We start from the raw sequence: 13,238 nt of genomic DNA, 5'->3' as shown, positions 1-13,238 counted from the left end.
ATGCCGGAGGTTGCTTAAATGAATATGATCACGAACCCCATTCTTCGCGGTTTTCACCCCGATCCCTCCATATGCCGGGCGGAGGAAGATTATTATATCGCCACGTCCACCTTTGAATGGTTCCCGGGCGTACGGATTCACCATTCCCGGGACCTGGTTCATTGGAAGCCGATAGAAGCTCCGCTGACCCGGATATCGCAGCTGCATATGGAAGGCAACGTCAACTCCGGAGGAGTATGGGCTCCCTGCCTTAGCTATGACAACGGCGTGTTTTATCTGATCTACACGGATGTCAAAAGCCGGGTCGGCGCTTTTAAGGATACCCATAATTACCTTGTGACGGCGACGAATATCGAAGGCCCGTGGTCCGAGCCGGTGTATCTAAACAGCAGCGGGTTCGATCCTTCCTTATTTCATGATGAGGACGGACGCAAGTGGTTGGTCAATATGATCTGGGATCACCGTAAGGGAAAGAACCGGTTCTCGGGCATCGTACTCCAGGAGTATTCCGTTCAGGAACAAAAACTGATCGGGCCCTCCGTGAACATATTCAAAGGCACGGCATTAGGGCTGACGGAAGCGCCTCATCTGTATAAATACAAGGATTTATATTATTTAATAACGGCTGAAGGAGGAACCGGTTACGAGCATGCAGTGACGGTAGCGCGCTCCCGCACGTTACAAGGACCTTATGAGGTCGATCCTGCCAATCCGATCCTTACTTCATATGGCAGGCCGGATATAAAGCTGCAGAAGGCCGGCCATGGCAGCCTCGTCGAGACACATACCGGCGAATGGTACATGGCCCACCTGGTCGGCAGGCCCGTCAATGGGCAGTTTTGCACACTTGGCCGTGAGACGGCTCTTCAGCTGTGCATTTGGAGCGAGGACGGCTGGCTGCGGCTTGCGAGCGGTGAACGATATCCCGAGGTTCGGGTGCCTGCACCGAAAATCAAGCCACATCCTTTTGAACAGGCACCGAAAATGGACCACTTTGATCAAGCCATACTCCGGAGCGATTGGAATACGCTTCGTATTCCGCCGGACTCAACGTGGCTGAGCCTTGCAGAACGTCCCGGGTACTTGCGCCTGCGCGGAATGGAATCGATGAGCTCAACGCATAGGCAAAGCATGGTCGCCCGAAGATTGCAGGCTTTTGCGTGCGAAGCCGAAACTTGTCTGGAGTTTGCACCGGACCATCCGCAGCAAATGGCAGGGCTGATTCTGTATTACGATACGAAAGACTATCTTTATTTACGGGTAACTTATCACGAAGAGAAAGGACTGTGCCTGGGAATCATTCAGTCCAGATACGGGGTTTACGATGAGCTGCTGGAGGATATCCCGCTGAAATCGGTGAACGGGATCCGGTTAAAGGTTGTGGTCGATCATGACCGTGCCTGCTTTTACTATGCGTTACAGGATGATCCGTCCTGGCATCGGGCAGGCGGATGGTTCGATATCACGAATCTGTCCGATGAATCTCCTGAATATATCCGGTTTACGGGAACCTACATCGGCCTTTGCGTCCAGGATCTTGGCGGGACCCGGAAACATGCTGATTTTGATTACTTTGTATACAAAGAGACGAACAGCACAACGGTCTAAGCCGATACTGATATCATCCCCAGTAAATAAGTTCCTCGCCTCTTGTCTAGCAGTTTTGACAAGAAGGCGAGGAAGGTTTGTCCGTTCGACCTACTTATGTGAAGTATAAGTTGTTCCGAAAAGCAATTCTTTGCGGCTGGGCTCGTGGTATTCCGTTTTTTTTGACGATGTCGAAGCCGACAATAGCCATATGTTCGCCTGGGACAGGCCCTTGCTGTTGTAGCCCTTTAATTTATCCGAAGGCCACAATGTCATTGTGGCAGAAGCAGGCCGTAGGTTTGTCTTGCAGCTCTAGCACCATGGAGATCGTCTGTCCCACCTTCGCGATTGGGAAGCGAAGGGATTAGAATCCCAACGTTTATACGAATTCGAAGCGCCCGGCGTCAAGAATTTGATATATAACATGCATTAAGACAATACGATTTCAGCAACGCAGCAGGCAGGAAGGTGCATATCCATACGGTTGTCCTTAATGGGAATAACCGGCATCGTTCTTATTTCGACTTGTGGGGGATGTCCGAACGCGTTGTGGCTCGTCATGGTCCCAGATATGTAACGAACTTCGGCAGAGGAAAACGCTTGACCATCTAACACGCAAAGGAGCTGCTGGGACTCATCTGCGGACAAGTTCACCACTGTGGCGTGAACGCGGCCGTCCGCCCGTTTCGATGCGCTGACGTGCAGAGCCGGCACCTCGGCTTCGGTTGTCCCCGTCAGCTGCGGTTGTATATAGCTTTCGATCAGTGTCGAATCTTGATGCCCTTTATAGAGATCGAATACATGGTACGTCGGTGTGAGCACCATATCCTCGCCTTCCGTCAGGATGACCGATTGGAGAACATTGACCAGCTGCGCCAGATTGGCCATTTGAACCCGATCGCTGTGGGCGTTAAATATATTCAGGGACACTCCGGCGACAATGGCGTCTCGCATCGCATTTTGCTGGAACAAGAATGCCGGGTGAGTCCCAGGCTCCACCTCATGCCAGGTTCCCCACTCGTCGATAATGATCGACACCTTCCCTTTGGGGTCGTTGCGATCCATGACATGTTTATGCCGGGTAATTAATTCATCCATATACAACGCTCGGCGCAGGGTGCGATAATAGGTCGGTTTGTCGAACTCCAGAGCTGGACCTTTGCGCTCCTCGGGATATTCGTCAGATTTGTAATATCCCGGCATGGTGTAATAATGCAGAGACAATCCATTCATATTGGTGCCCGCTTCGCGCATCAAGGTTTCCGTCCAGGCATAATCGTTGCCGTCGGCACCGCAAGCAACCCTGAAAATCCGATGATTGCCGTAATTGCGAACATAAGTGTTGAATTGCTTGTACACATCGGCATAATATTCCGGCCGCATTTGCCCGCCGCAACCCCAATTCTCATTTCCGATGCCGACATATTCAACCTTCCACGGTTCGTGCCTGCCGTTCTGGCGCCTCCAGTTGGCCATTGGCGAGTCTCCGTCAAAGGTCATGTATTCAATCCATTCGCTCACTTCTCTAGGGGTACCGGAGCCGACGTTGGCGGCGATATAAGCCGAGCAGCCGATCTGCTCGCATAGATCCAAAAACTCGTGGGTGCCGAATGAATTGTCCTCCACGACGCCGCCCCAGCCTGCATTCACGATGCGCTTGCGCTCAGCACCTACGCCGTCTTTCCAATTGTAATATTCAGCGAAGCATCCGCCTGGCCAGCGCAGCACCGGCACCCGGATATGCCGCAATGCCTCAACAACGTCGGTGCGTATCCCGCGGATATTGGGAATTGGGCTGTTTTCGTCGACAAAAATGCTGCCATAAATACCTCGTCCCAAATGCTCTGAAAAATGCCCGTAAACATTCTTGTTGATTTTTCCGTACTTCCGCCCTGAATCGATGAACAGTAACGCCATAGCCTTCCTCTCCATTCGGAAAAATATATGTTGCTAGACCTGTGAACTTCCTTGCGATGATCCATTATAGCGCTTTCATTTTAGCGGTTCAACCCGATTTCATGCTCCCGAACGAGGTCGTAAAGAAATGATAAACTTGTTGAAAACTGCGAGCATGGGGAGAGACAAAAGCGTAAACAAATGTTAGAAATGTAACAGCTCGCCTGTATTCATACCTAAATTTCAGGGTTAAAATGAAACGTGATTCAAAGCAAAAACGATTTCAAGGGGGTTATGAGCATGAAACGAAGGGTTTATCCGAAAGTCGTCCTCATCTTAGCGACAATACTTTTAACAGGAGTGATCACCGCATGTAGTTCCGACTCAAACAATCAACAGTCAACCAATCCGTCAGGAAGCAGTTCAGGCCAATCATCTGAAGGGGGAGCCACCGCAGCGGAAGGACCGTTCGGCAAATATGAAGAACCGCTCACGATTCGATTTGCCCGCGATGTAGACAACGATATGCAGGATAACATCATACCCAAAACACCTGGCGAAACAGTGGAAGACAACCGATGGTTGAAAGCGTTCTCGGAAAAACTGGGAATCAACGTAAAATACGATTGGACGGTCAGCGGCGGGGATGCTTATACCCAAAAGGTTAACGTAACGTTGACATCTGGGGATATTCCGGACATGATCCGCGTCACAGCCGCACAAATGAAACAGATGGCTGAAGCAGATATGATCGAGGATCTCACACCGTACTGGAACGAATATGCTTCTGACCAAATGAAGGAGCTGTACGCGGTGCAAGGGCCTGCGGTCCTCCAGGCCGCTACGGTTGATGGTAAGATGGTGGGCCTTGGTCCGCCGGAGGGATACGGAGACGGCGTATTTATCTGGCTTCGTGCCGACTGGTTAGAGAAGCTTGGGCTTTCAGAGCCCAAAACGATGGATGATGTGATTGCAATCAGTAAAGCGTTTACCACGCAGGACCCGGACGGGAACGGGGTCAATGACACCTACGGTCTAGCAATTACGAAGGATCTGTACGGTGGAGCCATGGGGCTGGAAGGTTTTTTTGCCGGCTACCACGCGTACCCGAACATGTGGATCGATGATGGATCGGGAAATCTGGTTTGGGGCAGTACGCTTCCTGAAGTAAAGGAGGGATTGAAAGCGCTGTCTTCAATGTATAAGGCTGGTGAAATCGATAAGGAATTCGGAGTTAAGGACGGCGGCAAGGTGGCTGAGACGATAGCCGCCGGCAAGGTGGGCATGGAGTTCGGGCAACAATGGAATCCGATGTACCCGCTCATCAGCAACTATCAGAACGATCCGGGTGCAGATTGGAAAGGCTACGCCTTGGTTTCGGTGGACGGGGAACCGGTGCTGTCACCGCAGAAATTTGCCGCATCGGAGTTCTGGGTCGTCAGAAAAGGATTTTCCAATCCGGAAGCCCTGGTGAAAATGTTTAATTTGCACATTGAGTTGAACTGGGGAGAAAGCGGAGATTTCGATTATTATTATATGCCTTCCGCCAATGACAGCGTTGGCGTGTGGAAATATTCGCCGGTACAACCCTATCCACCATTTAAAAACGTGAATGCGTTCCAGGAAATCGAGGAGGCACGTAAGAATAAAACCTTGGATCAGCTAACCGGTGAGGCACTGTCGATTCAGAAAAATATGGAAGCCTTTAACAATGGAGAAACCACTTTATGGGGATGGCCTAAAATTTATGGGGAAGACGGCGTGTTCCAGCATAGCGTGAAGTACCTCGAGAACGACCATTTCATGCTTGAGGCGTTTGCCGGACCGCCTACCCAAACTATGGCGGAAAAGCAGTCCACACTAAAAGCACTGGAAACCGAGGTATTTGTCAAAATCATTATGGGTGCCACTTCGATTGATGAGTTCGACAAGTTCGTAGAGAATTGGAATACGCTTGGGGGAGCCGATATGACCAAAGAAGTCAATGAGTGGTACGCATCTGTAAAATAAGTACCTAGGACCATGGAAAGGATGCTGCATTGATCAAGAGCATCCTTTCCCTTCCTCATTCTCATCTTAAGAAACGGGTGATTTATGATGCAAAAAAGAAGCTGGAAAAGGGAATTGCCTCTGCATGTTATGATTTTGCCGGGTTTTCTTTTTTTGCTGGTATTCAATTACCTTCCCATTGGCGGAATCATTATTGCGTTCCAAAAGTTTATACCGGCGAAAGGTTTGTTCGGCGATCAGGACTGGATTGGTCTGCGCAACTTCGAATATGTGATGAACCTGCCGAGCTTCGATAACATCATGTGGAATACGTTTTATATCGCGATGATGAAAGTGATTCTTGGACTGCTTGTGCCCATTGTGATTGCGATTCTTTTAAACGAGGTCCGGCATATGGCATTGAAGAGAGGAGTGCAGACCGCGATTTACTTGCCCCATTTTTTATCCTGGGTAGTATTGGGCGGAATCTTTATCGAAATTCTGTCACCGAATGACGGCTTGGTCAACCGGGCACTTCAATCGTTCGGGATTGAACCGATCTTTTTCCTTGGTGACAATCGTTGGTTCCCAAACACCATGATTCTGACGGACGTATGGAAAGAGTTTGGATACGGGACCATCATCTATCTGGCTGCGCTTACAAGCATCAATCCGAATCTGTACGAAGCGGCACAGATTGACGGAGCGAACCGCTGGAGGCAAACGCTACACGTGACGCTGCCTGGGATGCAGATGGTTATCGTATTGCTTATGGTTCTTAATTTGGGGAATTTGCTGAATGCCGGATTTGACCAAATTTTTAACATGTACAGCCCGATGGTATATGAAAGCGGGGATATTCTCGATACCTTCGTATACCGCATCGGTCTGCTGGATGCGCAATTCGGCGTTGCAACCGCAGTGGGATTATTTAAGTCCGTTATCGCACTTGTTCTCGTGTCCGTCTCCTATTACATCGCGTATAAAGTTGCGGACTACAGGATTTTCTAAGGAGGGACTGATATGCCTGTAAAAAAGAGGCTGGATTGGTTTGTTGTGTGCAATAGTATATTCTTGATCGCAGTCGGAATGCTGTGTCTGATTCCGATGATACACATCCTGGCCGTGTCATTAAGCTCCAGCGCTGTCGCTGCAACAGGAACCGTAACCCTGTGGCCGAAGGAATTTACGTTGAAATCCTATGAATTTGTCGCACATCGTTCAGCCTTTTGGCAATCGATGCTCGTTTCCCTGGAGCGCATCGCATTGGGAGGGACGCTGAATCTCGTATTGATCGCTACAGTCGCATATCCGCTTTCGAAAGAAAAGGGAGAATTCCGGCTGCGCACCTTTTATTCATGGGCCTTTTTTATTACAATGATATTTGGGGCTGGATTAATTCCGACGTATATGGTTGTCAAACAGCTCGGGTTGATCGACACGATCTGGGCGCTGGTCTTCCCAACTGCGATTCCTGTATTCAGTGTCATTTTGCTGTTGAATTTTTTTCGAGCAGTGCCAAAGGAACTGAGTGAGGCCGCGTTTATCGATGGTGCCGGACATTGGCGAACGCTGTGGCAGATTTACGTTCCGGTATCCTTACCGGCTCTTGCGACCATTCTGCTATTTTCACTGGTCACGCACTGGAACAGCTGGTTCGATGGGTTAATCTATATGAACGATCCCAGCCATTACCCGATCCAGAGCTACATTCAGACGATCGTCGTTCAGCGCTCGTTAGCCACGATGACGCCGGAAGAGGCCAAGCTTATGGCGGACATTTCGGATAAGACGCTGCGTTCGGCCCAGATTTTCCTTGGAGCTCTGCCGATCATCTGTGTGTATCCGTTCCTGCAGCGTTTCTTTGTCAAAGGAATTGTACTCGGGAGCGTGAAGGGATAAACACGAAAGGCATTACCTCGTTTCCCGCAATAATAATCGTGAATAAGGGAGGGAGGACAGATCAAGAACAGCATTTTCACACGATTGATCGCGTCCTTCTTATTGGCGATCGTCCTAATTATTTTCTTGGGCATCTATATGTACAATTGGAGCCTGAACACCGTAAAAAATGAAATTATTAATTCTTCGACTGCACAGGTTTCGTTTTACCTTACAAGCCTGGAGGAGGAGATCGAACGCATTAAAATTTTGCAGCACGAAAGCTTGACTGATGAATACCTGGGCAAACTCGCGGTACGGTATTCCATCATGGACGAGTATGAAATCATGGAAAGCATGCGAAAGCTCCATCAGCGTCTCGTCACTATTCATAACAGCAGTTCCTACACCTCGAATGTAAGCGCACACATCTTGCCGATTCAAAAAACCATTTCCTCCACCGCTACCGTAAGCCCGATCGATATGGACAAATTGGATCAGATTCGCGTTCCGGCGGGGGAAACTGGCGCGCAGCTGGTGCAATACAAGAATAATCTTTACATAACCACTCTTCATGCCGGTAATGCCGGCTTGCCTCAAAAGTATATGATCGAGATTGAACTGGATATGGCTGCGTTTCAAGAGGCGTTGGGCCAGTTTCATACCTACGACAACAGCGGATCCTTTTTAATTGATCTCACACACGATATCGTCATTAGCGGCAAAGGCAACGATGCAAATGTACGCTTACAAGATTTGGTGGGAAACTACCATGAACTTAAGAGCGGGAACGTCACATACAGCAACATAAACGGTCAGAAAATGTATGTGGTGTCTGTCAAATCGGATTATTTGAATATCCTCTTACTGCGTTATATTCCTCAAGAGCTCATCTTTGTGCCGCTGCGGGATTTTTATATCTGGCTGTGGGTATTCACCGGTGCAGGCGCATTGATTATGTTGTTTTACTCCATCTACACCTATAACTTAATTCACAAGCCCATGCGTAAGCTTGTCGGATCGTTCCGACACGTCGAGAGCGGAAATTTTAACGTCTCGATCCACGTAAACAGCAAAAACGAGTTCGGTTATCTTTATCAAGGCTTTAATTCGATGGTACAGAACGTATCTGCTTTAATAGAGCAGGTATACAAGCAGAAAATTCTAAACCAGAGAGCGGAGCTAAAGCAGTTGCAATCGCAAATTAGTCCGCATTTTTTATATAACAGTTTGTTTTTGATTAACACGATGGCTAAACTAGGGGACGATAATTTAATCCCCTTTACTAAGCTGCTAGGTGATTATTTTCAGTTTATTACAAGAAATGCTTCGGATTTTTTGCCGCTGCGTGAGGAAATGGAGCACGCACGGACCTATAGCGAGATTCAGTTCATGCGATTTCCAAGCCGGTTGACGATCCAATTTGAAGATCTTCCGGATGAGGTTAAGGAAATACAGGTGCCTAGATTGATTCTTCAACCGATTCTTGAAAATGCATTCAAATATGCTGTGGAGCAAACCAAGGTCAAAGGCTTGATCACAATCCGCTTTCAGCAGGACGACCGCGGATTGCGTATTATCGTAGAGGACAACGGAACGGATCTGTCGGAGTCCAAATTATCCGCACTCCAAAAGCTCCTTTACGATACGTCCAATATCGAGACCTCAGGACTGATTAACATTCATCGCCGGATTCGGTTGATATATGGTGACGAACACGGCCTGATTTTGGAACGAAGCGCGATGGGCGGCTTGAAGGTGACGCTGCAACTTGACCCGAAAGCGAGTGTGTAAGAAATGTACAGACTGCTGATTGTCGATAACGAAGAGATCATAGTGAATCATCTTTATGAAATTTTTCGAGGATTTGATCATTTGGATCTCGATGTCTATAAAGCCTACGGTGGAGAAGAAGCCATCGAGTGGCTCAACCGCACAAGAATTGATATCGTGTTGACCGATATCGATATGCCCCATATCGACGGTCTGCAGCTCATGGAGGAGATTTATCGAAGCTGGCCTCAGTGCAGAGTAATTTTTTTAACAGGGCACAGTGAATTCAGATATGTATACAAAGCGATTCAGTATCAGGATGTCAGCTATATCTTAAAGACCGAAAATATCGACAAAGTGATTCAAGTGGTTGAAGAGACCGTATCAAAAATCCGCCAGGAAATCAAAACGGAAGATCTGATCCGGGAGGCCAAAGAGCAAATTAACATCGCGCTTAATTTGTTTCAAGAAGATTATCTTCTAGACATGTTAAAAGGTAATCGTGGAATACTGGCCAATCAAGCACAGTTTGAAGAAATGTCGATCCCGCTGAATGTTCAGTGGCCGGTTGCCCTGGTCGTGGGCAAGATAGATAAATTCTCTGACTCAACCGGTTATATGCAGAAGATGCAGCAAATCTATGCCGTACGTCAAATCATGCAGAGGTATTTAGCCACCCGTGTGAATTTTATGATTGTGCTCGATGACAGCCACAGATTTGTGATTTTTATTCAGCCTAAGGAGTCGTTGTCCGCTACCGGTACTGTGAATGAGGAAACGATCCAGCAGACGTTCAATAAAACAGTATCGTTTCTTAAAGGAATATTGGAGGTCATCCAGTCAGCATGCCAAGAAAATATCGGAATTCCGATCAGCTTTACGATCGGCAGCCAAGCGGATGGGTGGGAATCGGTTTCCAATAAGTATCACTCGCTCCACCACTTGCTCAATTACCGGATCGGACTCGAAAATACAGTTCTTCTTATCGATGATGTGGTTCATGATGAATCCGATGAGGCAGGCAATGTTCAGGGTTTGAAGGAAGAGGATCCCGAAGGAGCAAGGCTTGCGCGGGTGCTTAAGTCCAACGATCTTTCGCTTATCGAGCAATATCTGGAGGCAGGACAAAGGAGCAAGTATTTTGAAGCTTTGGAGCTGCTTCTTGGTCCTATCAGAGACGTTCGCACGAAAAATAATGCCTTTGCCCAGGAAATTTATTACACCGTGTCCCTGTATTTGATGTCCTATATCAATCGATGGGCACTTAATGAGAAGATTGAAGCTCAGGTGGGTCAAAACAGACTGATGCGGATCGATTTTTTTGACACCTGGAGCGAAGCTTCCTTATTTTTGACGGAGTTATCGTCTGTGTTGTTCGACATGCAAAAAGTAGAACAGAAAAAACGAGCGGATCATATCATCGATTTTTTACAGGAATACATTCGCAATCATTTGGATGAAGACCTGTCGTTGGTACGATTGGCCGAACAAGTATATTTGAATCCGTCATATTTATCCCGCATCTACAAACAGGAAACCGGAAACAATTTGACGGAGTTTATTGACTTCACCCGTCTGATGCAGGCCAAGCATTTACTTAAAAACGAGAATCTCCGAATCGGTGAAGTTGCCCGCCGTGTGGGCTACGAAACCGCATCCTCCTTTACTCGTTTCTTTAAAAAGGCTACCGGCTGTTCACCGCAGGAGTACAAGGAAAAACATATGATCCAAAAGCCATAGCCGGCATGCCGTCGGGGTGGGTAGAGCTGACTTTAGGAATATCCCAAATTAAGATGTGAAATTTTGAGATGATATCAGTGGGAATAGAAAGTTAGCATACCCGACAACCAAGAGAAATTGCTATTTTGTCGAGGGACAAGATTAGCTCCCATTGAAAGTCGCTATCTTAGCGGCTTTTTTGTTTTATCGGTACAAGTTCTTGTCCCGAGCCGAGGACAAGAACTTGTACCCATTGCCGTAAAGGACAAGAACATAGTCCGGTTACCGATTAGATAAGCATCTAACTACGTACGTTTCCATGCAATTTCATTAAGCTAACGGGCAGGAAAGCGCGTCGTCATGCCGAATACCTAGTTTTAAGTTGATTTACCTGTTTATTACTGGTGAATCAACACAAAGGTGCGATAGGCTGTGTTTATTAAAGTTTATGATTACCGATTCACTTTGACAAAATTGAGGAGTACTTGGATATTCAGGTTAACCAATGATCAAATAGATTCAGGACAAAAACCAGCATATTAAATAGGAGCGTTCATATGGAAGATAAACTGAACTGGGCCGGGAATTATCGCTATCGTTCGATGGAGTTGCTTGAGCCTAAAAGTCTAGAAGAAGTTAAGGACCTAGTAGTTAGCCGCACAAGCATACGCGTGCTTGGCTCGTGTCACTCTTTTAACGGGATTGCCGATACCGGGGGCAGCCATCTTTCGCTTCGAAAGATGAATCGGGTAATCGATCTCGACCGTGTACAGAGTACCGTAACCGTCGAGGGTGGTATTCGGTATGGCGATCTGTGCCGCTATCTAAATGATCATGGCTATGCGCTGCATAATTTAGCATCGCTGCCGCACATAAGCGTGGCTGGCGCCGTGGCAACAGCCACGCACGGCTCGGGCGATCTGAATGCAAGCCTGGCGTCTTCTGTACGTGCTATCGAGCTAATGAAATCGGACGGAGAAGTTACGGTGCTCACGCGCGGGACAGACCCCGAGTTCGATGGGGCGGTTGTCGGACTCGGCGGACTGGGAGTCGTCACAAAGCTTAAATTGGATTTAGTACCTTCGTTTCAGGTAAGTCAGACCGTATATGATCGTCTTCCTTTTTCTGCACTGGATCATGGCATAGACGAAATCTTATCTTCCGCATACAGTGTCAGCTTGTTTACGGACTGGGCAGAGCCCATATTCAATCAAGTGTGGGTAAAACGAAAGGTGGGAATAAACGGGGAAGATGAGACATCTCCCGATTTCTTCGGGGCTTTACCAGCTCCGGAAAAACGGCATATGGTACTTGGCCAATCTGTGGTGAACTGCAGCGAGCAGATGGGCGATCCTGGACCATGGTATGAACGGTTGCCTCATTTCCGCATGGAATTTACCCCCAGCGCGGGCAACGAACTGCAAAGTGAATATTTTGTTCCGAGGCGGCATGCGGTCGAGGCAATGCGTGCGCTAGGCAAACTGCGTGATAGAATTGCGCCTCTGCTCTTTATCTCCGAGGTTCGAACAATTGCATCGGATACCTTCTGGATGAGCCCATGCTACCGGCAAGACAGTGTTGGGTTGCATTTTACATGGAAGCCGGATTGGGAGCGCGTGCGCCAATTACTTCCGCTTATAGAACGTGAACTCGAACCGTTTGCAGCACGCCCGCATTGGGCGAAGCTGTTTACGATGGAGTCGGAAATGATACAAGCTCGGTATGAGCGGTTAGCGGATTTCCGTCAGCTGCTACTTCGATACGATCCAATAGGGAAGTTTCGAAATACGTTTCTGGATCATTACATTATGCATTGATGTTAAGGATTAATCACCATTTTAGAAAAGTGATCTAATGGAATGAAACACAATGTTAATTCGTTGCATTCGTTAAGACCTCCACCACTTGCAATAAGGGTTGGAGGTTTTTGGTTAGCAACAGAATATATATTCCTATACGAATGAAACATTTTATCAATGACTAAGTTAAACCACATTGTTGATAACTTAGACAAAATAAAGCTATTAGCAGAAAAGTGATATGATCGTTCAATTAACTTGTCGGGGGACATGAACATAATCCCATTGAAAGTCGCTAATTTAGTGGCTTTTTTGTTTTATTGGCTCAAGCTCTTATCCCGATTGCCGAAAAGGACAAGAACATGTTCCGATTACCGATTAGATAAAAATCAACTACTTTTCTCTGCTCTAATTCATTAAGTTAACCGGCAGGTTAAGTTATTCATAAGCATTCTTGATCACCATAAAAAAACACCCTTGATCAATTATGTAATAAAAGTGAAAAAAACTGGGGGTTATATTATACTTTCTGAAGAAACAAGGGGGGATGTATGGAGAGTTCCAGGATCGTAGAAGTCACAATGATGACAACGA

8 protein-coding genes are annotated in these 13,238 nt (G+C 47.3%); 7 read left to right on the top strand and 1 reads right to left on the bottom strand.

Annotated elements, in window-relative coordinates; translation table 11 throughout:
• The first annotated feature begins 18 nt into the window (after window positions 1-18).
• Entirely contained in the window at window positions 19-1,608 is a 1,590-nt protein-coding gene (locus M1D70_RS16020) for a glycoside hydrolase family 43 protein (RefSeq protein ID WP_456287280.1), read from the top strand.
• A gap of 408 nt (window positions 1,609-2,016) precedes the next feature.
• Here the strand turns inward: M1D70_RS16020 and M1D70_RS16015 are convergent, their stop codons facing one another.
• Window positions 2,017-3,504 carry an alpha-N-arabinofuranosidase gene (locus M1D70_RS16015; protein WP_456287279.1) on the bottom strand — a complete coding sequence of 496 codons (1,488 nt, stop codon included), beginning with the start codon at window positions 3,502-3,504 and terminating at the stop codon, window positions 2,017-2,019.
• Window positions 3,505-3,783: 279 nt separating this feature from the next.
• On the opposite strand from M1D70_RS16015, the gene M1D70_RS16010 reads away from it, so the two are divergent.
• From M1D70_RS16010 to M1D70_RS15985, 6 genes are all read left to right on the top strand, one after another.
• Window positions 3,784-5,493, top strand: a complete 1,710-nt coding sequence (locus M1D70_RS16010) for an extracellular solute-binding protein (RefSeq protein WP_456287278.1) — start codon at window positions 3,784-3,786, stop codon at window positions 5,491-5,493.
• A gap of 87 nt (window positions 5,494-5,580) precedes the next feature.
• Entirely contained in the window at window positions 5,581-6,483 is a 903-nt protein-coding gene (locus tag M1D70_RS16005) for an ABC transporter permease (protein WP_036672661.1), read from the top strand.
• A 12-nt stretch (window positions 6,484-6,495) separates the two neighbouring features.
• On the top strand, window positions 6,496-7,374 hold the full coding sequence (locus tag M1D70_RS16000; RefSeq protein WP_015735497.1) for a carbohydrate ABC transporter permease: 879 nt from the start codon (window positions 6,496-6,498) through the stop codon (window positions 7,372-7,374).
• 264 nt (window positions 7,375-7,638) lie between these two features.
• Window positions 7,639-9,147 (top strand): sensor histidine kinase, encoded by a 1,509-nt coding sequence (locus M1D70_RS15995; protein WP_456287277.1) that lies wholly within the window; start codon window positions 7,639-7,641, stop codon window positions 9,145-9,147.
• A 3-nt stretch (window positions 9,148-9,150) separates the two neighbouring features.
• Entirely contained in the window at window positions 9,151-10,866 is a 1,716-nt protein-coding gene (locus M1D70_RS15990) for a response regulator transcription factor (protein WP_456287276.1), read from the top strand.
• A gap of 536 nt (window positions 10,867-11,402) precedes the next feature.
• Window positions 11,403-12,662, top strand: a complete 1,260-nt coding sequence (locus M1D70_RS15985) for an FAD-binding protein (protein WP_456287275.1) — start codon at window positions 11,403-11,405, stop codon at window positions 12,660-12,662.
• Window positions 12,663-13,238: the final 576 nt, after the last annotated feature.

It is taken from the genome of Paenibacillus sp. AK002 (assembly GCF_053903045.1).
The sequence above is the reverse complement of the archived record's forward strand: the minus strand, read 5'-3'. Positions and strand labels throughout refer to the sequence as shown.